This is a genomic window from Streptomyces sp. NPDC047108 (genome assembly GCF_040643575.1).
Taxonomy (GTDB): domain Bacteria; phylum Actinomycetota; class Actinomycetes; order Streptomycetales; family Streptomycetaceae; genus Streptomyces.
The window spans coordinates 325,441-350,550 of record NZ_JBEYUP010000005.1; the positions used below are offsets into that span (position 1 = coordinate 325,441).

Here is a 25,110-nt window from a genome sequence, read left to right on the forward strand (position 1 = left end):
CACTCAAGCGGTGTGGTCCTGCGTGTAGCGCAGGACGCCCCACATGCTCTCGGGACCGGCCTTCTCCTGGCCGGTCCCGACACATGTGGTGAGCCGGTCCTGCAGGGCACCGGCGTCGATGCCGGTGCCGATCAGCACGAGCTGGTTGGTGCGTTCCTCGCCCCGCTCCCACGGCGACGGGTAGAAGCGGAGGAAGTCGCCCACGGTGTGCACGGCGAACTTCTGCCGGTGGCCGTCCACGCCGAAGTGGACGAACCCCTTGATGCGGTACAGCCCTTCGGGCCGGGCGTCGAGGAACTCCATGAAGCGGCGCGGGTCCAGCGGGTCGCCGCACGTGAAGGACACGCTCTCGTAGGCGGCGTGGAGGTGACGGTCGCGGCCTCCGTGACCGTCGTCCTCTCCGTGGCCGCCCTGGCAACCGCGCGCGTCGCAGTCCTGGCCGCCGTCCTCGGCGGCCAGGACCTCCGCGTGGAGGTCCTCGAAGGAGAGCTGCCGCACCCCCGCCGCGTCGTCCTCCCGCTCCCGCCGGTCGAAGAACAGCTCCGGGTCCACCCGGCCGTACGAGGCGTGGACGACCGGGCGTCCGGGGCTGAGCGTCTCCAGCCGGCCGAGGAGGGCGGACCGTTCGTCCTCCCTCACCCGGTCGGCCTTGTTGAGGACGACGAGGTCGGCGACGCGGAGATGGCGGTCGAGTTCGGGATGCCGCTCCCGCGTCGCCGTGAACTCCGCGGCGTCGACGACCTCGACCAGCCCGCCGTAGACGATGCGCCGGTTCTCGCTGGAGAGGATCAGCCGGATCATCTCCTCCGGCTCGGCCAGGCCGCTGGCCTCGACGACGATGACGTCGATCCGCGCCGACGGACGGGTGAGACGCTCCAGCATCTCGTCCATGTCGGTGGTGTCGACGGCGCAGCACAGGCAGCCGTTGCCCAGCGACAGCATCGAGTCGACCTGTCCCGCCACGGTCATGGCATCGATCTCGATGCTGCCGAAGTCGTTGACGATCGCCCCGATGCGGCTGCCTCCGCTGTGCCGCAACAGATGGTTGAGCAAGGTGGTCTTGCCCGATCCCAGGAAGCCTGCGATGACGATGACCGGGATCTGCTGGGTGACCACGTCCTGATCGTAGCCGGGCGGTGAGGAGGATCAGGCCGCCGGGACCGGCTGCGCCGGCGGCGGTCCGATGTAGCGCGCCGCCGGGCGGATGATCTTGCTGTCCTCCGCCTGCTCCAGGATGTTCGCGCTCCAGCCGACGGCACGGGCGGCGGCGAAGGTCGGAGTGAACATCTCCCGCGGGATGGCGCAGAGTTCCATCACCACACCCGCGTAGAACTCCACGTTGGTGTGCAGTTCCCGGCCGGGCTTGAGTTCGGCGAGGATCGCCTCGACCCGCTCCTCCACCTGGACCGCGAACTCCACCAGCGGGCCGCCGAATTCCTCCGCGATGGAGCGCAGCATCCGCGAACGGGGGTCCTCGGTGCGGTACACGGGATGCCCGAATCCCATGATCCGGTCCCCCGCCAGCACCCGTTCGCGGATCCACGGGTCGATCCGCTCGGGGGTCCCGATGGCGTCGAGCGTGTCGAGGGCGCGGCTCGGGGCCCCGCCGTGCAGCGGGCCCGAGAAAGCGCCGACGGCGCCCACGAGGCAGGCGGCCAGGTCGGCTCCGGTCGAGGCGATGACGCGGGCGGTGAACGTGGAGGCGTTGAAACCGTGGTCCACGGTGGAGATGAGGTAGTGCTCGACGGCGCGGACGCGGATCGGGTCGGGCTCCGAACCGTCCAGCATCCAGAGGTAGTTGGCCGCGTACGGCAGGTCGTCCCGCGGGGCGATCGGCTCCTCGCCCCTGCCGAGCCGGTGCAGCGCGGTGAGCAGCGTGGGTACGGCGGCGCAGGCGGCGAGCGCGTCGTCGCGCCGGCCGTCGGGCCCGGTGTCGTACAGCGGCCGGAAGCCGGAGGCCGCTCCCAGCAGGGACAGCGCGGTGCGCAGACCGGCCAGCGGGCCCGAGACCGCGCCGGCGCGGGCGATGGCGGGCAGGGCGGCGGCGACCTCGGCGGGCAGGTGGCGCAGGGCAGCGGTCCGTTCGCCGAAGGCGGCGCGCTCGGCGGGACCGGGGAGCGTGCCGTGGAGCATCAGGTGCCAGACGTCCTCGAACGTACGCGTGCGGGCGAGTTCGACGGCCGAGTACTGACGGTAGTGGTAAAAGCCCTCGGTTCCCCGGACGTCCCCGAGCGCGGTGTCGGTGACGACGACTCCCTTGAGCCCGCGCGGCGCACCGGCGCCGGCCTCCGGCGAGATGGTCTCCATCGTTTCCTCCCAGAAGTATTGATTCGACTGTCCATCCTTGATTGGATTGATGTCAATATTGATTCGAATCAACATGGGAGCCGTCGAGCCATGACGCAGGACGCGGAACCCGCCGCGGAAGGGCGGCGGCTGAGCACGCGGGAGACCGCCGAACGGCTGGGCGTGAAGCCCGAGACGGTCTACGCGTACGTCAGCCGCGGTCTGCTGACCAGCCGCCGTACGCCCGGCGGGCGCGGCAGCACCTTCGACCCACGTGAGGTCGACGCGCTGGCGCGGCACGGCCGCCGGGACCAGCCGGCCGCCGGCGGGGACGGCGGTGAGGCGGCCGGTGCCCCGGCCATCGCCACGGGCATCACGCTGATCGGCGCCGACCGCTACTACTACCGCGGCGTGGACGCGGTCGCGCTCGCCGAGCGGTACGGCTGCGAAGAGGTCGCCGAGTGGCTGTGGACCGGCACGTTGACGCCCGGTATCCGCTTCTCGGCACCCGAGGAGACCCTGGCCGCCGCCCGCCGGGCCGCCGGCGCCCTGCCCGGGCACAGCGGCCCGGTGGACCGGCTGCGGGTGGCCGCTGTCGCGGCGGGCGTCGCCGACCCGCTCCGCTTCGACCTGTCCGGGGCCACGGTCCTGGCCACCGCGCGCAGCCTGATCCCGACGCTGGTCGACGCCCTCCCGCTCGCCGGGCGCGAACCGGGGCCGCGCGCCACCCTCGCCCGGCGCCTGTGGCCCAGGCTCACGGCGACCGCTCCCGACGAAGCGTCCCTGCGGACCCTGGAGGCCGCGCTCGTCCTCCTGATCGACCACGACCTGGCCGCCTCCACCTACGCGGCCCGGGTCGCCGCGTCCGTCCGCGCCCACCCGTACGCGGTGGTGTCGGCCGGGCTCGGCGCCCTCGAAGGACCGCTCCACGGCGCCGCCAGCGCGTTGGCGCACCGGATGCTGGCCGAGGTCCTGGAGCGGGGCAGCGCGGCCGCGGTGGTCGCCGACCTTCTGCGCGCGGGACGGCGCGTTCCAGGACTCGGACACCGGCTGTACCCGGGCGAGGACCCGCGCGCCCAGGCGCTGTTCGCCCGGCTGGCGGCGGTGAAGCGGGCGGCACCGGCGCTGGCGGCGGCCCGGGAGGTGGAGGCGACGGCGGCGCGGCACACGAGCCTGCACGCCAACGTCGATCTGGCGCTCGCCGTGCTGTCGGTGTCCGCGGGAATGGAGCCCGAGGCGGGCGAGACGGTCTTCGCGGTGGCGCGTACGGCGGGCTGGATCGCCCACGCACTGGAGGAGTACGGGGAGCCGCCCCTGCGGATGCGGCCCAGCGGTCGCTACCGCGGCCCCCGCCCGCCCCAGCCGCTCCCGTAGCAACGAAAGGAACTCCCCGCACACGGCTGCCGGCAAGGCATCCGCAAGACAGAGCGTGGATGACGCAAGGAACAGACAAACGGGTCCGCCGGGCCGACGTTCAGCGCGGCGCCTGGGCCGTGGAACCCCGGACCACCAGCTCCGGTTCGAAGAGCAGCTCGTCCCGCGCCACGAAGTGGCCCCCGATCTGCGCGGACAACAGCTCGACGGCGGCCCGCCCCATGGCGTCGATCGGCTGGCGCACCGTGGTCAGCGGCGGCTCGGTGCAGTTCATGAAGGCCGAGTCGTCGTACCCCACGACGGAGACGTCGCCCGGGACGGACAGACCGCGTCGGCGGACGGCGCGGATCACGCCCAGCGCCATCGGGTCACTGGCGCAGACGAACCCGGTCACCCCCGCGTCGAGCAGTCGGGCGGCTGCGGCCTGCCCGCCCTCCAGCGAGAACATCGTGCGGGCCACGTGCTCGTCCGGCAGCCCGCCCGGGTGGCCCGCCGCCACCGCGCGGGCGGCGGCGAGCTTGCGCTCGGAGGGCACGTGCCCCGCGGACCCGAGCACCAGCCCGATGCGTTCGTGACCGAGCGAGGCGAGGTGCCGCCACGCCTGTTCGACGGCGACCGCGTCGTCGCACGAGATCCCGGGGAAGCCCAGGTGCCCGATGGAGCCGTTGATCAGCACCACGGGAATCCTGCGGTCGGCGAGCTGCCGGTAGTGGTCGTGCGGGGCATCGGCCAGGGCGTAGTGCCCCCCGGCGAAGACCACGCCCGACACCTGCTGCTGGAGGAGCAGGTCGACGTAGTCGGCCTCGGAGACGCCGCCCTTGGTCTGCGTGCAGAGCACGGGGGTCAGCCCGAGGCGGCCGAGCGCCCCGCCGACGACCTCGGCGAAGGCCGGGAAGATGGGGTTCTGCAGCTCGGGCAGGACCAGGCCGACGAGGCGGGCGCGTTCGCCGCGGAGCTGGGTCGGGCGCTCGTATCCGAGGACGTCCAGCGCGCTGAGCACGGCCTGACGGGTCCCTGCGGAGACGCCGGGCTTGCCGTTGAGAACCCGGCTGACGGTGGCCTCGCTGACCCCGACCTTCTGCGCCACCTCGGCAAGTCGTCGCGTCACATGCGCAAGATTAGCGCAGCGTGGTGCAAGCAGATTGCGGGAGGGGTGGCAGGCCACGCGACGAGGGGCAGCGGGCCACGTTCCGCCCCCACCTTGCCATAGCGGGAGGCCCTGGTTACTTTCTCTCTTCAAGTAAGTAGATCCGGGCCTACGTCCCAGGTCGCCGCGCGCCGCGGTCGGCCACGCCAGTTGGAGGTTCTGCGGTGACCGTGATCCCGCCGCCGTGGACGCGGCTCACCGGCACCGCCCACGCCATCGCGCTCGAGGTCCTGCTGCGCGGCCCCCTCCCCCGCAGCGAACTCGCCCGGCGGCTGGGCCTCTCGGCCGCCAGCGTCACGCGACTGGCCAAGCCCCTCCTGGACAGCGGGCTGCTGATCGAGGAGGGACCGAGCCAGCAGTCCCGTACCGGCCGCCCGACCCGGCCCCTCGACATCGCGCCCTCCTCGCACCACTTCATCGGCGTGAAGGTGACAGGCGAGGACGCGCACGCCGTCCTGACGACACTGCGCGCCGAGGTCATCGCCTCCTGCCGGTCCGATCTCCGCGGCAAGGACCCGGAGTCGGTCGTCGCCACCGTCGCCGCCCTCGTCGCCGAACTGGCCTCGGCCGCCCCGCACGTGACCGCCCTGGGCCTGAGCCTCGGCGGGCAGGTCCCCGACCACCGCACGGTCGTGGCCGCCCCCTTCCTGGAGTGGACCGAGGACGTCGCCCTGGGCGCGCTGCTGGAGGAGGCCACCGGGCTGCCCACCGTCGTGGAGAACGACCTGCTGGCCCTCACGCGCGCGGAGCACTGGTTCGGCGCGGCGCGGGATCACGACCGCTTCGCCGTCCTGACCACCGGGGTGAGCGTCGGCTACGGGCTGGTGGTGCACGACGCGGTCGTCGACAGCCCGGACGCCGGGGTGGGCCTGGTCGGGCACTTCCCGCTCGATCCGTTCGGCCCCCTGTGCCCCGAGGGGCACCGCGGGTGCGCGAGCGCGATGCTCGCGATGCCCAGCGTCTGCGCGACCGTGTCCGTGGGACTGCAGCGCCCGGTGACGTACGAGGAGTGCCTGGACCTCGCCGCGGCCGGGCACCCCGTCGCCGAACCGGTGATCACCGCCTCCGCACGGGCCCTGGGACGGCTGGTCGCCGCCGTCGCCAACCTGACCATGACGCCGCTGGTGATCCTCACCGGCGAGGGGATCCGCCTGGCCGACATCGCCCGGCCCGCCCTCGACGAGGCGCTGCGCCACGACCGCAGCCCGCGGGCGGTACCGCTCTCTCTCGAAGTACAGGCCGTCGACTTCGCGCAGTGGGCGCGTGGCGCCGCGGCGACGGCCGTCCAGGACTACGTACTGAGCGGCGCCGCCGAGGAGGGGACCGCCGCGGAGTGAGGCGGGCCCCGAGGGACTGAGCGCGCTCCGCCGGCCGTGAGCGCTCAGCCGACGGTGCGCCGCAGCACGTACGCCTCCCAGGGGCGCACCACGAGCGCGCCCTCGGGGATGCCGGACGTACCGGGCGACGGATAGGGGTAGTTGGCGACGAGGATGTCCGCCCGCGCCCACGCGGGGACGTCGGGCACCGGCACCGGCAGCGTCTCGGCGCTGAAGTTGCCGACGACGAGCAGCTCGGTGGACCGGTGGCGGCGCGTGAAGGCGTAGATCCGCTCGTCGTCGTCGAGCAGCATGGTGAAGTCGCCCTGGGAGACGGCCGGTTCGATGTGCCGGAGGGCGATCAGGCGCCGGTAGTGGTGGTAGACCGACCGCGGATCCAGCACCGCGTTCTCGGCGTTGATGCCCCGGTGGTTGGGGTTCACCGGGATCCACGGGGTTCCGGTGGTGAAGCCCGCGTGCTCGCCGGCGTCCCACTGCATGGGCGTACGGGCGTTGTCCCGGCTCATGGCGCGCAGCGCGTCGAGCACGGCTTCCGGGTCGCTGCCCGTGGCGACGGCCTGGGTGTGGTGGTTGACGGACTCGATGTCGCGGAAGTCCTCGAGCGAGGCGAACGGCGCGTTGGTCATGCCGAGTTCCTCGCCCTGGTAGATGTAGGGCGTGCCGCGGTGCAGGTGGAGGACGGTGGCGAGCATGGTCGCCGACCTGACCCGGTACTCCTCGCTGTCGTCGCCGAAGCGGGAGACGACGCGCGGCTGGTCGTGGTTGTTCCAGTAGAGGCTGTTCCAGCCGGTGGAGTTGAGCCCCCTCTGCCAGCGCCCCAGTGTCGCCTTCAGGTCGGTGAGCCGCAGCGGCCGCACGTCGAACTTGCCGTCGCCGTGGTCGAGTCCGACGTGCTCGAACTGGAAGACCATGTCGAGTTCGGCGCGTGCGGGGTCGGTGAACAGCCTGGCGTCCTCGATGGTGACCCCGGGCATCTCGCCGACCGTGAGCAGCCGGCCCCCGCGTCCGGCGAACACCTCGCGGTGCATCTCCTGCAGGAATTCGTGGATCCGCGGGCCGCAGATGTAGGCTGCGGAGCCGTCCCCGTACGGGCCGTCTCCGTTCACCGGGCCGTCGGGCAGGGCCGGGTCCTTGGAGACGAGGTTGATCACGTCCATCCGGAAGCCGTCCACGCCGCGGTCGAGCCACCACCGCATCATCGCGTGGACCGCCTGCCTGACCTCAGGGTTCTCCCAGTTGAGGTCGGGCTGCTTCGGCGAGAACAGGTGGAGGTAGTACGCGTCGCCCGCCGGGTCGCGGGTCCAGGCCGGACCGCTGAAGAACGAGCCCCAGTTGGTCGGTTCGGCGCCGGGCTCACCGGGCGCGGTGCCGGGGCGGGCGGGGCGCCACCAGTACCAGTCGCGCTTGGGGCTGTCCGGTGAGCTGCGCGACTCGGTGAACCACGGGTGCTCGTCGGAGGTGTGGTTGACCACCAGGTCCATGACGAGCTTCATGCCGCGCGCGTGGACGCCCGCGAGCAGGTCGTCGAAGTCGGCGAGGGTCCCGAAGACGGGATCGATGTCCTGGTAGTCGCTGATGTCGTAGCCGTTGTCGTCCTGCGGCGAGGGATAGACCGGGGAGAGCCACAGCACGTCGACGCCGAGGCCGGCGAGGTAGTCCAGCCGCCCGATGATGCCGCGCAGGTCTCCGATGCCGTCACCGTCGGAGTCGGCGAAGCTGCGCGGATAGATCTGGTAGACGACCGCGTCCTCCCACCACCGCGCCTGATGCTCCGAGGCGTGGGGCAGCGCGTACGGGTTCGGATCGGTGTCGCCGGTGCGGACGTGGGCGCTGCTCGTCACGGATGGACCCTCTCCTGGAATGCGGGGCGCCTGCCCGCGGGGCTGGCGGATGCGGACAGGCGCCGCTTAGTTCTACGACGGAAGTCTCCATCCGTCAAATGTCCTCTGAATCGACTCTGATGCGGCAGAGATGGGCGATCATGCGCCAAATTTGAGCAGGCAGAGTTTCTTGACGAAGAAAAGTCGGCATGCCACGATCCCGTCCACGGCTCGCCCCTGGGCGCGGATGCCGCTCTCCGCAGCACACGTTCCTCCCTCCCCCACGAGGGCCGTCCGACATCCGTCGACGGCCGAGGCCTGCCGGGCGCGACGGCGGTGCGCGACGGCGCGAACCGCCCATCCAGAGAGAGGAACTCCGATGCGCAGAGCGCTCCCGCTCGCCCTGGTGGCCACGTGCGCCGTGCTCGCGGCCGGCTGCGTCACCAGCAGCCCCGACGACTCCGCGAAGGCCGGAAAGGCCGAGGGCACGATCACGTTCTGGCACTCCTACAGCGCCGACTCCCCCGAGGTGAAGACGCTCCGCGAGAAGGTCATCCCGGACTTCGAGGCCCAGCACCCGCGCACCAAGGTCAAGGACGTCTCGATCCCGTACGAGCAGCTGCACCAGAAGGTGATCACCTCCGCGGCCGGCGGCACCCTGCCGGACGTGCTGCGCTCGGACATCGTGTGGGTCCCCGAGTTCGCCAAGCTGGGCCTGATCGAGGACATGAAGGCACTCCTCCCGGACTTCGACAAGATCGCCGCGAAGACCTACCCGGGCCCGCTGGAGACCAACAAGTACCGGGACACGTACTGGGGCGTCCCGCTGGACACCAACACCCGGGTGATGCTCTACAACAGCGACGCCTTGAAGAAGGCGGGCCTGAAGACTCCGCCCAAGACGTTCAAGGACATGCGCAGTTACGCGGACAAGCTCTCCGCCAAGGGCGTCAAGCTGTTCGCCGACGACAACCTGACCGGCTGGAACGTCGCGCCGTGGATCTGGTCGGCCGGTGGCGAGATCACCGACAAGGACCACAAGAAGGCCACGGGGTACCTCAACAGCCCCGCCTCCGTCCGGGGTGTCCAGCTGCTGCAGGACCTCTACGACAAGAAGCAGATACCGAAGCTCATCGTCGGAAGCCGCGGCAGCAAGCCCCTCCCCCAGGGCCTGGCCAAGGGGGACTACGCCACCCTCATGGACGGCCCCTGGCTGTACCCGGTGATCAAGAAGCAGTACCCCGGCTTCGCGATGAAGGCCGCACCCGTGCCCGCCGGTCCCGGGGGCAGCATCAGCGTCGTGGGCGGCGAGAACGTCGTGGTGACCAAGTCCTCCGAGAACAAGAAGCTCGCGGCCGAGTTCACCCGCTACCTCCTGAGCCCGAAGGCCCAGAAGACGATGGCCGAGGTCGGCCAGATGTCCGTCCTGAAGGACGTCGACATGGCCGCGATCGACCCGGTCTACAAGAGCTACGCAGAGCAGCTGAAGACCGCCCGCCCGCGCACGCCCGTGGCCAACTGGCCCAAGATCGACGACCTGCTGAAGAAGAAGCTGCAGACCACGTTCACCAACCACGGGGACGTGAAGAAGGCTCTCGACGAGGCGGCGGCGGAGATCGACGCGCTGCTGGCAGAGGGCTGAGGCGGCCCGCACCGTGAAGACCCCCACCCCCGCTCCGGCCGCCACCGCCCCACGGGCGGCCTCCCCCGCCCCGGCCGCCTCACGCTCCGTGAGGCGGTCCGGGGGCGCCGGCCGCCTGGTCCCGTACGGCTTCCTGCTCCCGGCGTACGGCCTGTTCGCCCTGGCGGTGCTCTACCCGATCCTCATCACCGCCCAGATCAGCCTCTACAAGTGGAGCCCGCTGCCGGGCGCCGTGCAGACCTTCGTCGGGCTCGACAACTACACCCGCGCCCTGGGCGACGAGCACTTCTGGCTGAGCATGGTGAACGTCGCCGTGTACCTGCTGGTCACCGTGCCCGGCCAGGTCGTCATCGGCCTGTTCGTCGCGCTGCTGCTCAACCGCAAGCTGCCCGGACGGGCCGTCTTCCGCGTGCTGTTCTATCTGCCCGTGGTGACGAGCTGGGTCGTGGTGTCCCTCCTCTTCCGGTACCTGTTCACCACCGACGGCGGACTGGTCAACTGGGCGCTGGGCACCGACATCGCGTGGCTGGACAACCGCTGGACCGCTCTCGCGTCCCTGTGCGCGCTCGGCATCTGGAAGGGCATCGGCTGGACCGCCGTCATCCTGCTCGCCGGCCTGCAGGGCATCAGCGAGGACCTGCACGAGGCGGCCTCCCTCGACGGCGCGGGGCGGCTGCGCCGCCTGTGGCACATCACCCTGCCGGGGCTGCGGCGCAATCTGCTGTTCGTGACCGTCCTGCTGGTGATCGGCAGCTTCCAGGTCTTCATCTCGGTGCTGCTGATGACCTCACGCGGCCCGGCGGGACAGACCGAGGTGCCGCTGACCTACGTCTACCAGCAGGCGTTCGAGTTCCTGGACTTCGGCTACGGCTCGGCACTGGCCCTGATCATGACCGTGCTCGTCCTGGTGCTGTCGATCGTGCAGACCCTGTTCGTGAACCAGGTGGAGAAATGACGCGCCACATCCGCTTCGTGCTGCTGACGCTGGGCGCGCTCGTCGTGACCGCGCCCTTCCTCTACATGCTCGCGACCTCGTTCAAGCACGACACCGCGGTCTTCGACCTCCCGCCGGAGTTCGTCCCCTCCGAGCCGACGACCGACAACTACGCCGACGCGTGGACCGCGAACGACTTCGCCCGGTTCTTCGCCAACTCCCTGATCGTGGCGACGGTCAGCACCTTCTGCACGACCGTCCTGGCCGCGCTCGCGGCGTACGCCTTCGCCCGGTTCCGCTTCCCCGGGCGCGCCCTGCTGTTCTGGACGATGATGCTGGGTCTGATGGTGCCCGGCGTGATGCTGCTGATCCCGCAGTTCACCGTGGCCCGCACCCTCCAGCTCACGGACTCCCTCTCGGGGCTGATCGTCTTCTACATCGGCACCGGCATGGCGTTCAACACGTTCCTCCTGCGGGGCTTCTTCGAGCAGGTGCCGCTCGAGCTGGACGAGGCGATGATGATCGACGGCGCGGGCACCGTACGCCGGTTCACCACGCTGTACCTGCCGCTGGCCCGGCCCGCGCTCGCCACGTCCGCGGTGCTCGCGTTCCTGGCCACCTGGGACGAGTACCCCTGGGCTCTGACGATCATCAACGACCCGGCGAAGCAGACCCTCCCGCTGGCCATCGCGCAGTTCCAGGGCCAGCACGCCAGCAGCTGGGGGCTGGTGTTCGCGGCCTCGGTGCTGTCCCTGATCCCGGTCCTGGTGATCTACCTCCTCGGGCAGCGCCATTTCGTCTCCGGCATGCAGGCGGGTGCTCTGAAGTAGGGCGCCGTGCGGGCGGGCGGCCCCATTTCCGCCCTGCCCCCTGTTGTGCGCGTTTTGCTCGCGCTACAACAATCGCCGGACCACGTTCGCCGGGCTCGCCCTCTACGCTTCGTTCGCATGACCGAAGCGGAAGAGGGCGCTCCGGATGGGAGCGGTGAACGGCGAGACGGAGGCGGACGCATGCGTATCGGATGGCCCCGCCGCGTCTTCGCGCAGGTGCTGCTCATGCAGCTCGCCATCGCCACGGGCGTCACGGCGCTGGCCACCGGGCTCTTCCTCCAGCCGCTCGGCGACCAGCTCGACGACCAGGCCATGCGCCGGGCGCTGTCGATCGCGCAGACGACCGCGGCGCGCCCCGGCCTCGGCGAGGACCTCCGGCGGACCCCGCCCTCCCCCGACGGCCCGGTGCAGGCCGAGGCCGAACGCATCCGGCTCTCCACCGGCGCCGAATACATCGTGATCATGGACGAGCGCGGCGTCCGCTGGTCCCACACATCCCCGGAGCGGATCGGCCGCCACGTCTCGACCGACCCCAGCGCCGCCCTCGCCGGCCGTGAGGTCATGCAGATCGACAACGGCACACTGGGGCGCTCGGCCCGCGGCAAGGTGCCCCTGCGGGACGCGAGCGGCCAAATCGTCGGCGCGGTCTCGGTCGGCATCGCCTACGAGAGCGTGCGCGACCGGCTCGTCTCCGCCGTACCGGGCCTGCTGGCGTACGCGGGCGGCGCCCTGGCCGTCGGCGCGCTCGCGGCCTACCTCGTCTCCCGCAGACTCCAGCGCCGCACCCACGACCTGGCCTTCTCCGACATCTCCGCGCTGCTCGCCGAGCGCGAGGCCATGCTGCACGGCATCCGCGAGGGCGTCGTCGCCCTCGACGCACGGGGCCGGGTCCGGCTGGTCAACGACGAGGCACAGCGGTTGCTCGGGATCCGCCCCGGCGACACCGGACGGCCGCTGGACGACGTGCTGGGCCCCGGCCGGACGACCGACGTCCTCGCGGGCCGGGTGACCGGCCAGGATCTCCTGACGGTGAGCGGCAACCGGGTGCTCGTCGCCAACCGCATGCCGACCGACGACGGCGGCGCGGTGGCCACCGTGCGCGACCGCACCGAGCTGGAACGCCTCGGGCGCGAGCTGGACGGTACGCGCGGCCTGATCGACGCCCTCCGGGCCCAGGACCACGAGCACGCCAACCGCATGCACACCCTCCTCGGCCTGCTGGAGCTGGGGCTCTACGAGGAGGCCGTGGACTTCGTGACCGAGGTCGTCGGGGTGCACCGGGCGACGGCCGAGCAGGTCGCCGAGCGGGTGCACGACCCGCTGCTGGCCGCCCTGCTCGTCGGCAAGGCCACGGTCGCCGCCGAGCGCGGGGTGGGCCTGCGGATCTCCGAGGACACCCTGCTGCCGGACCGTGTCGTCGATCCGCGCGGCCTGGTGACCGTCCTCGGCAACCTGGTCGACAACGCCCTCGACGCCGCCACCGGCACGGCCGATCCGCAGGTGGAGGTCACGCTGCGGGCGGAGGGACGGACGGCGGTGGTGCGGGTCGGCGACTCGGGACCCGGGGTCCCGGCCGAGCAGCGCGAACAGATCTTCACCGAGGGCTGGTCCACCAAGAAGGCGCCGTCGCACGGACAGCGCGGCATCGGTCTTGCGCTGGTGCGGCGGCTGGCCGAGCGCCAGGGCGGCAGCGCCCGGGTCGGGGACGGGGCGAACGGCGGCGCCGAGTTCACGGTCGTCCTGCCGGAGGCCCTGTCCGAGGAGTTGGCCGCGGAACCGGCCGGCGTGCCGGACGGAGCGCCCCCGGGCCCGTCCGTACCGGCGGAGACGAGCGAGAGCCGATGATCCAGGTCCTGGTCGTGGACGACGACAAACGGGTCGCCGGCATCAACGCGGCGTACGTCGCCAAGGTCCCCGGCTTCGCCGTCGCGGGAACGGCACACACCGCGGCCGAGGCACTGGAGATCCTGGAGGCGGCCCCGGTCGACCTGGTGCTGCTCGACCACTACCTGCCGGACGAGACGGGGCTCGACCTCGTGGCCGGGCTGCGCCGGCTCGGCCACCACACCGACGTCATCATGGTCACCGCCGCCCGGGACATCGCCACCGTGCAGGCCGCCATGCGCCACGGCGCACTCCAGTACCTGGTCAAGCCCTTCACCTTCGCCGGGCTGCGGACCAAGCTCGAAGGCTACGCCGCCCTGCGCCGCGCCCTCGGCAACGGCGGTGAGGCCGAACAGGCCCAGGTGGACCGGATCTTCGGCGCCTTCGGCACCGTCTCGCCCGGACCGCCCGACCTGCCCAAGGGGCACTCGGCACTCACCGCCGACCTCGTACGCGAGGTCCTGCGCGGCGCGGAGGGGCCGCTGTCGGCGCAGGAGGTCGCCGACCGCTCCGGGCTGAGCCGGCAGACCGCCCAGCGCTACCTGAAGCTCCTGGAACGCGCGGGCCGGGTCCGGATGAGCCTCCGGTACGGGGAGACGGGCCGCCCGGAGCACCGCTACGTGTGGGACCGGGCGTAGCGTCCCGGCCACGGACCCGCCCGGGCGTCCGCTCAGGCCGCTTCCGAGCCCGTCAGCGCCCGCACCTCCGTCTGCGCGTACGTCGCCGGGCCCGCGCTCTCGCGGGAGGTGAAGACGTCGAAGAGGACGAGCGTCAGGGTCGGTCCGGTGGCTGCGCCGTGGCGGTGGAGCCGTTCAACGCCCCTGCTCCCACGGCCGTTCCCGCATCTGGTCCCGCGTCATCTCCCATGTCTCCCGGCGCAGGCCGAGGGCCGCGCGGTCCCGGCGCAGCCGCGTCTGGCGGGCAGCGTAGGCGAAGGTCAGCAGGAATGTGGTGGTGAACTGGGCGAGCCCGGCGACGATCGCCACGTTCAGCGGCCCGCCCGCGACCGGCCGGGCCATCAGGCCGGGCACGGCGGTCGCAGCGATCACATACGCGAAGTACCAGGTCAGGAAAGCGACGGAGGCGGGGATGACGTACCGGCGGTAGCGGCTGCGCACTTCACGGAAGGCCGGGCCGTGCTGCACGGCCGGACTGACGTCGGCGGCGGACTCGGGCCGGGGGCGCGGGGACGCGGTGTGCGCGCTTCCCGGCGGGAACTCATGGGCGGGTTCGCACCAGCCCGAGGCGATCGCGTCGTACCAGGGGTCGTCGAGCCGGATCGCACCGGCGTCGGTCCCTTCGTGCTTCTCCACCCGGACTCTCCTTGCTCGCGGACGGACGGCATGGCCGCGGAGCAAGAATGGACAGAGTGGGAAGATCCGGGACTCTCCAGCCCCGGACATTCACCCCATCAAGTGAAGAACAGGGGCGCCGTGCATGCACGGCGCCCTCACCCCTACGTGTCGATCCGCGAACGGTCCAGCGTCGCCGCGGAGTTGGTGATGAACTCCTTACGGGGAGCCACCTCGTTCCCCATGAGCAGGTCGAACGCCGCCTCGGCCGCCTCCAGGTCGCTGATGTTGACGCGGCGCAGGGTGCGGTGACGCGGGTCCATTGTGGTCTCCGCGAGCTGGTCGGCGTCCATCTCACCGAGACCCTTGTAGCGCTGGATGCTGTCCTTGAACCGGACGTTCTTGGCCTGGAGCTCCAGGAGCTTCTCCCGCAGCTCGTTGTCCGAGTACGTGTAGATGTACTTGTCCTGGCCCTTCTTGGGGTTGATCAGCTCGATCCGGTGCAGCGGCGGCACAGCCGAGAAGACGCGGCCCTGTTCGACCATCGGGCGCATGTAGCGCTGGAAGAGCGTCAGCAGCAGGCAACGGATGTGCGCGCCGTCGACATCCGCGTCGGCGAGGAAGATCACCTTGCCGTAGCGGGCCTGGTCGATGTCGAAGGTCCGGCCGGACCCTGCTCCTATGACCTGGATGATCGCGCCGCACTCGACGTTCTTGAGCATGTCCGAGATCGAGGACTTCTGGACGTTGAGAATCTTGCCGCGGATCGGCAGCAGCGCCTGGAACTCGGAGTTCCGCGCGAGCTTGGCCGTACCGAGCGCCGAGTCGCCCTCGACGATGAAGAGTTCGCTGCGGTCCACGTCGTCGCTGCGGCAGTCCGCGAGCTTCGCGGGCAGCGAGGACGACTCCAGCGCCGTCTTCCGCCGCTGTGCCTCCTTGTGCTGCCGCGCCGCGATCCGCGTACGGGCCGCCGCGGCGACCTTCTCCAGGACGGCCCTGGCCTGCGCCTTGGCGTCGCGCTTGGAGGAGGTCAGGAACGCCTTCAGCTCCTTGGCCACCACCGCGGAGACGATCCGGGATGCGGCCGAGGTGCCCAGCACCTCCTTGGTCTGGCCCTCGAACTGCGGCTCGGCCAGCCGCACCGTCACCACCGCCGTGAGCCCCTCCATGGCGTCGTCCTTGACGACGTCGTCCTCGGCGACGCGAAGGACCTTGGAGGAGCGCAGCACCTCGTTGACCGTGCGGGTGATGGCCCGCTCGAAGCCGGTGACGTGGGTGCCGCCCTTGGGGGTGGCGATGATGTTGACGAAGGACTTGGCCGTCGTGTCGTAGCCGGCGCCCCAGCGCAGCGCGACGTCGACGCCCAGCTCACGCGTGACCTCGGTCGGCGTCATGTGGCCGCGGTCGTCGAGGACCGGGACGGTCTCCTTGAACGTGCCCTGCCCGGTCAGCCGCAGCACGTCGCACACGGCCTTGTCCTGCGCCAGGTACTCGCAGAACTCGCTGATGCCGCCGTCGTACCGGAAGATCTCCTCGACCGGCCCGTCCGACTCGATCAGGCGCTCGTCCCGCACGACGATCGTCAGACCCGGCACGAGGAACGCCGTCTGCCGGGCGCGCCCGTGCAGCGTCTCCAGGTTGAGCTTGGCGTCCTTGAGGAAGATCTGCCGGTCCGCCCAGAAACGGACCCGGGTGCCCGTACGGGTCTTGGGTACCTTCTTGCCCTTGAGCAGACCGCTGGAGGGGTCGAACGGCGCGTCCGGTCCCGACTCGGTGAAGATGCCGGGGACGCCGCGGCGGAAGCTGATCGAGTGGGTGCGGGACCCGCGGTCGACCTCGACGTCCAGCCGCGAGGACAGCGCGTTGACGACGGAGGCGCCGACGCCGTGCAGACCGCCGGAGGCCGCGTACGAGCCGCCGCCGAACTTGCCGCCCGCGTGCAGCTTGGTCATCACGACCTCGACGCCGGACAGCCCCGTCTTCGGCTCGACGTCGACCGGGATGCCGCGGCCGTCGTCGCGGACCTCGACCGAGCCGTCCTCGTGGAGCACGACGTCGATCTTCGAGCAGTGGCCACCGAGGGCCTCGTCCACGGAGTTGTCGATGATCTCCCAGAGGCAGTGCATGAGCCCGCGGCTGTCGGTCGAGCCGATGTACATGCCCGGGCGCTTGCGCACCGCCTCCAGGCCTTCGAGGACGAGCAAGTGCCGCGCTGTGTAATTGGAACCGTCGCGGTCTGCTCCCGTCAGCAGCGCAGTGGACGGCACGGACGTCTCGGCGGTCACGCGGTTCGCTCCTCGCTGAATTTCTGTATGGGCCGGGTGGGGCGACCGTGATGACTGGGTCGCCCGTCAGAGGGTACCGAGGCTTGATAGAGCCTTTGTGCCGCCACCCGTGAGGAGGCCCATGCTAGTCCAGCGTCGCTCGTACGTTCGATACCACGTGGGGGTGACGCGAACATCACGTTCCCTTCGAGGCATGAACCATTTAGGCTCCGGGCACGTCCTCAATCACAACCGGCAACCCAGCCGGGGGGACGAAGTAAGCCAACCTTGACCAGCGCGATGCAAACGTGAGCCGAGGAATCGACTCATTCGCCGCCAACCGGCAGCATTCAGCGTCCTCGGAAGGAAACTTTCGAGGAAAGGCCCGAGCGGGAACGTTTTGGGGCTGGTTGGATGTTGACCCTGGTACGACAGCTCGTCGAGCTAGAGAAGAGGCGACGTGACTACTGTTCTGACACCCGCGACTCCGCTGACGGCCGCCGACCGGTGCGACCGCTGCGGTGCCCAGGCGTACCTTCGCGTCGTCCTGATGAGCGGCGGTGAACTGCTCTTCTGCGCCCACCACGGTCGCAAGTTCGAGCCTGAACTCAAGAAGATCGCCGCGGAAATACAGGACGAGACGGAGCGCCTCACCACGATCCCTGCGTCCGCGTCCGACGACGAACGCTGATTCGTACGACCGACGAGCCGATGCCGGCCCAGGGCCGGCCGGTGGGCGGTCACCTTGTGACTCAAGGTGGCCGCCCGCTCTCATGCCCTGGCCCGTATCCGCCCGGTCACCCGGCGCCACGATCATGGCGATGACGACGCCGCGGCGGCCTCAACGCCGCAGCTCGCGCAGTCCGGAGACCGCCGAGACCCTCGTGTAGACCCCGGGGCTCTCGGCCTCTCCGCAGCCGCTGCCCCACGAGACGAGGCCGATCAGCCGCCCACGGGCCACCAGAGGCCCCCCGCTGTCCCCCTGACAGGCGTCCCGCCCTCCGCCGGACTGCCCGGCGCAGACCATCGAGTCCGCCTCGTAGCGGCCGTCCAGCGTCCCGGGATAGGCGCGCTCGCAGACGGAGTCCTCCAGCACCCGCACCTGGGCTGCGTGCAGCCTGCTCGTGTACGTGGCCCGGCCCGTGGTGTCGCCCCAGCCGAAGACCGTGGCGGTGGTCCCCGCCTTGTACGCGGAGTCACTGGCCTGGGCCATGGGAATGACATGACTCCGGGACAGCGGCTGGGACAGGGTGAGCACCGCCACGTCACCGGCGTTGGTGATGGCGTTGTACTGCGGATTGACCCAGATGTCACTGACGGCGATCTCCCGGCCCTTCTCGTCCCGGAGATCGTCGCGGTCGGCGATGACCCTCAGATCGCGTACGGCGCTCCGGTCCGTCCCCAGCACGTCCCGGCTCATGCAGTGGGCAGCGGTGAGGACCTTCGTCGGCGCGACGACGACGGCGCCGCAGAACTGGCCCGACCTGCTGCTGCCGAACTGCTGGCGGCTGCCCAGCGCCACGGCCCAGGGGCTCTCGGAGACCGGTACCGGACGGCCACCTATGATCACGCCGTCCGCGGCGGCGGGTGCCGGCGCCGCGAGGGGCAGAGCCACGGCGGCGGACGTCAGCGCCAGCGCGCCGATGAGTGCTCGGGAGATGGAACGCATGCTGTCTCCTGACTCTCTGGTGCTATCTGCACACCCAGAGTGACCCGAACGGGCGGAGAACGCACACGGACGGCTGACGCGCCCGCACAGCAGCCGGCCCGGAACCCCTCGGGGATTCCGGGCCGGAGAGTGACGCGGGGCGTGCCTCAGTCGAGGTAGTCGCGCAGCACCTGCGAACGGGACGGGTGGCGCAGCTTCGACATCGTCTTCGACTCGATCTGCCGGATGCGCTCGCGCGTCACGCCGTAGACCTTGCCGATCTCGTCGAGCGTCTTCGGCTGGCCGTCGGTGAGGCCGAAGCGCATGGACACCACGCCGGCCTCGCGCTCCGAGAGGGTGTCGAGAACCGAGTGCAGCTGCTCCTGCAGGAGCGTGAAGCTGACCGCGTCGGCCGGGACGACCGCCTCGGAGTCCTCGATCAGGTCACCGAACTCGCTGTCGCCGTCCTCGCCCAGCGGGGTGTGCAGCGAGATCGGCTCACGTCCGTACTTCTGGACCTCGATGACCTTCTCGGGGGTCATGTCGAGTTCCTTGGCCAGCTCCTCCGGGGTGGGCTCGCGGCCCAGGTCCTGGAGCATCTGGCGCTGGACGCGCGCGAGCTTGTTGATGACCTCGACCATGTGCACCGGGATACGGATGGTGCGGGCCTGGTCGGCCATGGCGCGGGTGATCGCCTGGCGGATCCACCACGTCGCGTAGGTCGAGAACTTGTAGCCCTTGGTGTAGTCGAACTTCTCGACCGCACGGATCAGACCGAGGTTGCCCTCCTGGATGAGGTCCAGGAACAGCATGCCGCGGCCGGTGTAGCGCTTGGCCAGCGAGACCACGAGACGGAGGTTGGCCTCCAGCAGGTGGTTCTTGGCGCGGCGGCCGTCCTCGGCGATGATCTCCAGCTCGCGCTTGAGCTTGGGGGCCAGCTTGTCGGCGTTCGACAGCTTGTCCTCGGCGAAGAGACCAGCCTCGATGCGCTTGGCGAGCTCCACCTCCTGCTCGGCGTTGAGGAGGGGGACCTTACCGATCTGCTTCAGGTAGTCCTTGACCGGGTCGGCGGTGGCGCCGGCCGCGGCGACCTGCTGCGCGGGGGCGTCGTCCTCGTCCTCGTCGGAGAGCACGAAGCCCTCGTTCTCGGGGCCGGTGCCCTCGGCACCCTCCGCACCGGGCTTGCCGGGGGCGGCGGGCTCCTCGATGATCTCGTCGCCCTCGAGCAGCTCGTCGGCTTCCTTCTTGGCCGGGTCGGCTGCCGTCTTCTTGGCGGTCGCCTTCTTGGCCGGGGCCTTCTTCGCTGCGCTCTTCTTGGCCGCGGCCTTCTTCGCGGTCTTCTTGGCGGGCGCTGCCGCTGCGTCGTCGGCGACGCCGTCGGTCGCCGCCTCGGCGGTGGGTGCGGGCTCGGCGGGGGCGGTCGCCTTCTTGGCCGCGGGGGCCTTGGCGGCGACCGTCTTGGTGGCGGTGCGCTTCGCCGGGCTCTTCGCTGCGACGCTCTTGCGGGTGCGCTTGGGCGCCTCTGCGGCACTGACCATCAGCGTCACACCCTCCTCGTCGAGGACCTGGTTGAGGCTGCGCAGAACATTCTTCCACTGGGTTGGCGGAATCTGGTCAGCCTCGAAGGCCCGACGCACGTCATCGCCGGCGATCTGCCCCTCAGCCTTTCCCCGCTCGATGAGCGCCATGACAGACTCGGACTCGGCGATCTCCGGCGGGAGCGTACGGGATGTGCTGGCCGACACGAACAACCTCTCGGAACGATGGGAATGGCTTCCGGCCCCGTCCACGATGGACCGGAGCCGCCGACCGCCGGCGGGGATGGACCGACGGCGCGGGCGCAATCGCAGAGCAACACAGCGTCGCGAACGACATCCGTATTCCCTCAGCGACTGTCACCTCTTAAGTCATCGCGCTCTCCCGAAGAGTGTTACGCCCAATTCACGTGGCCCGAGTCACACCTCGCAGCGGGCGTGAACTGATAGTAATCGGGCATCTCGTGACATTTAGCTCGTGTGGACTCGCGTATCGACTCCTACTCCGCCCGAGCGGGGCAGGAGTCGATGTCGCGACGGATGTTCGGCCTCGTACGGGCGTCAGTGCTCGCGCGGGGCGGGCACGACACGCTCCACCTCCGGCTGGGCGGTCAGGAGCTGGCGCATCGACGCCTCCGCCTCGGAGGCGTCTCCCGAGCCGAGCGCCTCCACGATGCGCGCGTGGAGAGCGATGCTGGCTTCGGTCGGCCGGTCGCAGCCGGTCGCCGGACCACCGGAGACCTGAAGCGCCGAGGAAACGATTCCGGAGAGGTGCTCCAGCATGCGGTTGCCGCCGAGCTGAAGAAGCAGGGCGTGGTACTCGTTGTCGGCGCGCGAGAAGGTCAGGGAGTCGCCCTGAGCGAGGGCGTGCCCCATGATCTCGACCATGTCGGCGAGACGCTGCTGGACGTCCTCTCGGCCATGGCCGGCCGCGAGGCGCGCCGCGAGCGGCTCGATGGTCCAGCGGAGCTCGCACAGCTCCCGGCGCTGGTCCTCGCGCTGGGGTCCGAACGCCCTCCACTCGATGATGTCGGGGTCCAGGAGGTTCCAGTCGCTGACCGGCCGGACCCGGGTGCCGACGTTGGGCCGGGCGCTGACGAGGCCCTTGGCCTCGAGGACGCGCAGCGACTCCCGCACGACGGTCCGGGAGACCTCGAAGCGCTGGCCGATCTCCTCAGGGACCAGCGGGCGGTCGGCACCGAGGTCGCCGGAGACGATCATCTGGCCGAGCTGCTGGACGAGTTGGCCGTGCAGGCCTCGGCCGCGACTGCCGGCGGCCCGGCGGCCGACTCGGCCCATCTCCGTGTCGGCCCCGTCCCAGGAGGGACCTCCGGTGCGCTCGGCGCCCGGGGCTTCGCCGTAGGGGTAGCGGTCAAGCTCGCCCGGCCCGGAGAGTCCGGAGTCGACGGGGCGAGCCGCGGTCATCATGGTGTGCGCAAGGGTACTCACGCATCCTTTGTCGGCGGCGCTCCAGGCGTCCTTGAGGTCTTTGGTGAAAAGCACACGAAAGGGTGATCGCCCATCACCTCATAATTGACGCCTAATCGGACGGAAATGGGCTATCTCCGTTGGGTTGTGGGCAGTTCGCGCGGAACCCGCCTCAACAGCGGCCACCAACCTGCCTTGCCATGCAACACCGCGATCAGGTAAGCGCCGAGGAGAGCACAGAGCGACAACACCAGTGCCCGGAGGGCCGGTTGGGCACCGAGAGGCACGACAGGGTCACTGCCGGACGGAGGGCAGGATCGCGGTCGGCACGGAGGGCCGACGGGCCGTGACCGAGGAATGGGTGACGGGGAGCGGACGACCCCCGAGCGGACGGAGCCGGCCCGTACGGGATGACTGCGACCGCGGGGTTGGCGGCCCATCACGGCGGCAGCCACGGAACGCCCCCAGGGCGCGGCTGGGCAGTAGCGATACTCCCCGTCGTAACAGCTCCGTAGCGAGCCTCGTCGGTGCGCCGCCTGCGACGAACTGCCCTGGCCCGCGGGCACCAGGGACAGCCCCTGAACCGGCCCTCGCCGCGCACCCGAAGAAGACCGACGAGGCACACACGTCGACGACGGCGCGGAGTGGCGCGAGGTCCGGCGGCCGCGCCGACTGAGACCGCGAGGGCGGCACCGATGAGGCGCAGGCGCCGCGACCGGAGGCTGACCGCGTGCGCCCTGCGTAGGCAGCGACACTGCCGGAGACTGCCGGTGGCCCAGCGCCCGAGCAGTTCGGCTTCGGAACGCGGCCTGCAGCAACGGAAGTTGGGTCAGCCCGGAGGACGGGTACCGCGAGTCCCTGGCCGTCGGATCGGCTCCGGCGAGGCCGAGTCGAAGCCGGGGACGGCTTCGTGGGAGGAGGACGGTCCGCGAGCCTGGTCCACAGCGCCGAGCCCGCCTGCCCGTTGACGTGCCACGCCCCCCTCACGGAAGGCGACGCCGACGACGAGGACAGGGCTGCTTCGGCGGACCGGAAGGCACGCCCCGCCCCGTGCGCGGCCGCCAAGAGCAAGCCGGACCATGCCCTTTCGGCAGGGAGAACCGCTTCTCGGGCTTCGTGCAGCGAGCGCCCGCCGACGCGGAAACACCGCTCGGCACGACGGCAGGCCGTTGAGACCCGTTCGCGGACAGTCCTCTTCGCGCCGCCCCTAGGGATGCCGGTGAGTCCAAGGGTTCGGATCATCGCGTCCCTCGCAAAGGCATGAGGCTGCTCGACATCTGCGAGAGAGCCACAGACAGAAGAGCAAGATAACTCGGTTTGTCCTACTTTCGGGAGTGCCGCGCGGCGGGAGACGCGGCACCAGTGACGGCATGGCGTCTGGCGCCTGCCGGTGTGGGCAGCGCCGAGCCCGCCCGCTCGGACATCAAGTTGCCGCGCACGGGTCCGAAGTCCGCCCGACGGCCCGGCCTCAGACCTCGGGGCGCAGCATCGGGGGGTTGAGCAAGGTCGCCCCGCCCGCACGGAAGAGCTGAGCGGGCCGACCGCCCTGTCGGGTCGTGGTGCCACCGGTCGGAACGAGGAACCCGGGCGTGCCGCTGACCTTGCGATGGAAGTTACGCGGGTCGAGAGCCACGCCCCAGACAGCTTCGTAGACCCGGCGCAGCTCGCCGACGGTGAACTCCTGCGGGCAGAAGGCTGTGGCAAGAGACGAGTACTCGATCTTGGACCGAGCACGCTCCACACCGTCCGCCAGGATCTGCGCATGGTCGAAGGCGAGCGGTGCCCCCTGCTCGCCCTCCCGGCCGAAGCCTCCTTCCTGGCCGAGCAGATCCTCCACCTGAGCCCAGCGTGCGCTGTGCGCGTCCCCACCGGGGCGGGGCGCGGGAAGGTCGGGGGCAAGCACGAGGTGAGCCACGCTGACCACCCGCATGCGTGGGTCGCGCTTGGGGTCGCCGTATGTGGCGAGCTGTTCGAGATGCGCTCCGTTGACCGGGGACGGCCCCGTGGGGTCGTGAGCCAGCAGACCGGTCTCTTCGGCGAGCTCACGTGCCGCCGCGGCGGCGAGGTCCTCGTCGGCCCGGACGAATCCCCCGGGCAGCGCCCACCGCCCCTGGTACGGCGGCTCACCGCGGCGAACGGCCAGCGCACACAGCGCATGCCTGCGCACCGTGAGCACGACCAGGTCGACAGTGACAGCGAAGGGAGGAAAGGCCGACGGGTCGTAGGGCGACATGCGGCGATCATAGTCGTCTCCTTGACGATAAACAGGTCGTTCCGAGGCCAGGTCGCCCGCACGAGGGGATCGGTCGCGCGTCACATCCGGAGGGCGGCGGCCCCACCCACGAGCGGTCCGGGGCCGCGCCAGGATGCACGCGCGACGGGCCTTGCGAGGCGCCCTTCATGTCCGGCGCTGTCCGGTGCGGCCACGCGCACGCTCTCGCCGCCGACCCGCGTGGCCACCGGGCCGGGTACGGCCGCGCGGGCGTCCGGCGGGCGGCTGCGCCGCCATCCGCGCCGGCCTCCGAGCCACGCGCGTGTCCCGCTCCCGCCTCAGGCATTCCCGCAACACCTCAGGGTCGAGGCCCTCGTTGGCCCCTTGATGCAGGAGCTTGGCGAAGAGATAGTCCGGATCGACACGCAGCGCCATGCCGAGCGCGACCCGCGCCGTCGGCTCGTCGCCCGTGGACATGGCAACCCAGCCGGCGAGCGTGAGCGGAGCGGCGGCGTGGTCTCCGAACGCCCCGACGCAGCGCCGCGCGATCGCCCGCCACACCCGGAGGGCCGCTTGGGCGTCCGGGCCCTCCATCCACTCCGCGGCCCGGTCCCGCGTCATGCGGTCCTGCAGACCGAGAATGATCGCTGCCGCTTCCTCGTCGCCGACGAGCCCGTCGTCGACGGCGTCGGCCTCCGTGGCGCCTCCCGACACCGGCGTGCGTACGAACCGCTCCACCAGGCCGCGTACGAGCACCAGCGTTTCCATGCGGACCGTATTGCGGTCCACTCCCCCGAGGATCCTGGGGACCAGCTCCGCGGTGGCCGCGTCCAGCGCTTCCTCCTGTGCCGCGACGGCGGACGTGGACGCCGTGAGCGGGGACAGCCTCGCCTCCATGTCCCGCAGCGAGCCCCGGACCTGGATTCCGGCGTAAGCGGCGGCCGCGGCCATGGCCGAGGTGCCCGGCAGGGCGAGCGGGGTGCCGTCCGTGGGGCAGCAACGCACGTCAGGACAGCAGTACGACCAGAAACGACCGTCCGAGATGCACAGCGCCTCCAGCACGGGCACATCCAGCGCCCCGCACGCCGTGCGCAGACGCTGGGCCAGCGGCCGCAGGCGCTCCATCACGTCACGGCCCTTCTTCCCCGCCGACGGATCCTGGCAGAGGAAAACGATGATGCCGTCGGGCCGGGACGCCCGCTTCTCGCTGCCCGAGACCAGACAATCGGCGAGCTGTTCCGCCACATACGGCCACTCGCGAGGCCCAGCGGGGATGCCGAGCCGCAGGCGGCCGCCGAACCTGCCGTGATCGCCGTGCAGAGCGACCAGGACGATGCTGTCGTCCGGGTGGAAGCCCATCAGATACGGGAGCGCGTCGGCGAGTTCCGCGGGACTGCGCAGGGTGATCTGGTCGAGGGCGGTCGGCTTCGAGGGGTCGTTGTGTCGCGTCATGCGAAGACCGTGCCGTCCTGACGCA

General features: G+C 70.9%; 19 protein-coding genes. 8 read left to right on the plus strand and 11 right to left on the minus strand.

All coding sequences use genetic code 11. The features are described 5' to 3' along the window. Positions 1-3: 3 nt before the first annotated feature. The gene (locus ABZ822_RS14450; RefSeq protein ID WP_360852253.1) at positions 4-1,116 is read right to left on the minus strand and encodes a CobW family GTP-binding protein; all 1,113 of its coding nucleotides are present in this window, start codon (positions 1,114-1,116) and stop codon (positions 4-6) included. A 30-nt stretch (positions 1,117-1,146) separates the two neighbouring features. Further along, the gene (locus ABZ822_RS14455) at positions 1,147-2,307 is read right to left on the minus strand and encodes a citrate synthase/methylcitrate synthase (protein ID WP_360852256.1); all 1,161 of its coding nucleotides are present in this window, start codon (positions 2,305-2,307) and stop codon (positions 1,147-1,149) included. A gap of 90 nt (positions 2,308-2,397) precedes the next feature. Between ABZ822_RS14455 and ABZ822_RS14460 the strand changes: the two genes are divergently transcribed. Further along, positions 2,398-3,660, plus strand: a complete 1,263-nt coding sequence (locus ABZ822_RS14460; RefSeq protein WP_360852259.1) for a citrate/2-methylcitrate synthase — start codon at positions 2,398-2,400, stop codon at positions 3,658-3,660. Between the two features lie 100 nt (positions 3,661-3,760). On the opposite strand, the gene ABZ822_RS14465 is transcribed toward ABZ822_RS14460, so the two are convergent. Beyond that, positions 3,761-4,768 carry a LacI family DNA-binding transcriptional regulator gene (locus ABZ822_RS14465; protein ID WP_360852262.1) on the minus strand — a complete coding sequence of 336 codons (1,008 nt, stop codon included), beginning with the start codon at positions 4,766-4,768 and terminating at the stop codon, positions 3,761-3,763. A 203-nt stretch (positions 4,769-4,971) separates the two neighbouring features. On the opposite strand from ABZ822_RS14465, the gene ABZ822_RS14470 reads away from it, so the two are divergent. Continuing rightward, a complete protein-coding gene (locus tag ABZ822_RS14470) occupies positions 4,972-6,144 on the plus strand; it encodes an ROK family transcriptional regulator (protein ID WP_360852265.1) in 1,173 nt (390 codons plus the stop codon). 44 nt (positions 6,145-6,188) lie between these two features. Here ABZ822_RS14470 and ABZ822_RS14475 read toward each other — a convergent pair whose 3' ends face one another. Further along, positions 6,189-7,985: an alpha-glucosidase gene (locus ABZ822_RS14475; RefSeq protein WP_360852268.1), complete on the minus strand. Its 1,797-nt coding sequence runs from the start codon at positions 7,983-7,985 to the stop codon at positions 6,189-6,191. Positions 7,986-8,343: 358 nt separating this feature from the next. Here ABZ822_RS14475 and ABZ822_RS14480 point away from each other — a divergent pair, with 358 nt between their 5' ends. The 5 genes from ABZ822_RS14480 (at position 8,344) to ABZ822_RS14500 (ending at position 13,892) form a co-directional block, all read left to right on the plus strand. After that, positions 8,344-9,606: an extracellular solute-binding protein gene (locus ABZ822_RS14480; RefSeq protein WP_360852271.1), complete on the plus strand. Its 1,263-nt coding sequence runs from the start codon at positions 8,344-8,346 to the stop codon at positions 9,604-9,606. Between the two features lie 13 nt (positions 9,607-9,619). Continuing rightward, on the plus strand, positions 9,620-10,561 hold the full coding sequence (locus tag ABZ822_RS14485; RefSeq protein ID WP_360852274.1) for a sugar ABC transporter permease: 942 nt from the start codon (positions 9,620-9,622) through the stop codon (positions 10,559-10,561). Then, positions 10,558-11,370, plus strand: a complete 813-nt coding sequence (locus ABZ822_RS14490; protein ID WP_360852277.1) for a carbohydrate ABC transporter permease — start codon at positions 10,558-10,560, stop codon at positions 11,368-11,370. The genes ABZ822_RS14485 and ABZ822_RS14490 overlap by 4 nt, the downstream gene beginning before the upstream one ends. Before the next feature lie 180 nt (positions 11,371-11,550). Beyond that, positions 11,551-13,215 carry a sensor histidine kinase gene (locus tag ABZ822_RS14495; protein WP_360852280.1) on the plus strand — a complete coding sequence of 555 codons (1,665 nt, stop codon included), beginning with the start codon at positions 11,551-11,553 and terminating at the stop codon, positions 13,213-13,215. Beyond that, positions 13,212-13,892 carry a response regulator gene (locus ABZ822_RS14500; protein ID WP_360852283.1) on the plus strand — a complete coding sequence of 227 codons (681 nt, stop codon included), beginning with the start codon at positions 13,212-13,214 and terminating at the stop codon, positions 13,890-13,892. The genes ABZ822_RS14495 and ABZ822_RS14500 overlap by 4 nt, the downstream gene beginning before the upstream one ends. Positions 13,893-14,066: 174 nt before the next feature. On the opposite strand, the gene ABZ822_RS14505 is transcribed toward ABZ822_RS14500, so the two are convergent. Both ABZ822_RS14505 and ABZ822_RS14510 read right to left on the minus strand, forming a co-directional pair. Beyond that, positions 14,067-14,567 carry a DUF485 domain-containing protein gene (locus tag ABZ822_RS14505; protein ID WP_360852286.1) on the minus strand — a complete coding sequence of 167 codons (501 nt, stop codon included), beginning with the start codon at positions 14,565-14,567 and terminating at the stop codon, positions 14,067-14,069. A 143-nt stretch (positions 14,568-14,710) separates the two neighbouring features. Further along, the gene (locus ABZ822_RS14510) at positions 14,711-16,831 is read right to left on the minus strand and encodes a DNA topoisomerase IV subunit B (protein ID WP_360852289.1); all 2,121 of its coding nucleotides are present in this window, start codon (positions 16,829-16,831) and stop codon (positions 14,711-14,713) included. 439 nt (positions 16,832-17,270) lie between these two features. On the opposite strand from ABZ822_RS14510, the gene ABZ822_RS14515 reads away from it, so the two are divergent. Then, positions 17,271-17,501 carry a hypothetical protein gene (locus ABZ822_RS14515; protein ID WP_360852292.1) on the plus strand — a complete coding sequence of 77 codons (231 nt, stop codon included), beginning with the start codon at positions 17,271-17,273 and terminating at the stop codon, positions 17,499-17,501. A gap of 150 nt (positions 17,502-17,651) precedes the next feature. Here ABZ822_RS14515 and ABZ822_RS14520 read toward each other — a convergent pair whose 3' ends face one another. The 5 genes from ABZ822_RS14520 to ABZ822_RS14540 form a co-directional block, all read right to left on the minus strand. Beyond that, complete coding sequence (locus tag ABZ822_RS14520) at positions 17,652-18,479, minus strand: serine protease (RefSeq protein WP_360852294.1); 828 nt, start codon at positions 18,477-18,479, stop codon at positions 17,652-17,654. 146 nt (positions 18,480-18,625) lie between these two features. Continuing rightward, positions 18,626-20,203: an RNA polymerase sigma factor gene (locus ABZ822_RS14525; protein ID WP_360852297.1), complete on the minus strand. Its 1,578-nt coding sequence runs from the start codon at positions 20,201-20,203 to the stop codon at positions 18,626-18,628. Positions 20,204-20,554: 351 nt separating this feature from the next. After that, positions 20,555-21,496 carry a FadR/GntR family transcriptional regulator gene (locus ABZ822_RS14530; RefSeq protein WP_360852300.1) on the minus strand — a complete coding sequence of 314 codons (942 nt, stop codon included), beginning with the start codon at positions 21,494-21,496 and terminating at the stop codon, positions 20,555-20,557. A 1,393-nt stretch (positions 21,497-22,889) separates the two neighbouring features. Then, positions 22,890-23,654: an NUDIX domain-containing protein gene (locus ABZ822_RS14535; protein WP_360852303.1), complete on the minus strand. Its 765-nt coding sequence runs from the start codon at positions 23,652-23,654 to the stop codon at positions 22,890-22,892. Between the two features lie 165 nt (positions 23,655-23,819). Next, positions 23,820-25,085, minus strand: coding sequence for a DUF4192 domain-containing protein (locus ABZ822_RS14540; RefSeq protein WP_360852306.1), 1,266 nt, complete (start codon positions 25,083-25,085; stop codon positions 23,820-23,822). Positions 25,086-25,110 lie beyond the last annotated feature (25 nt).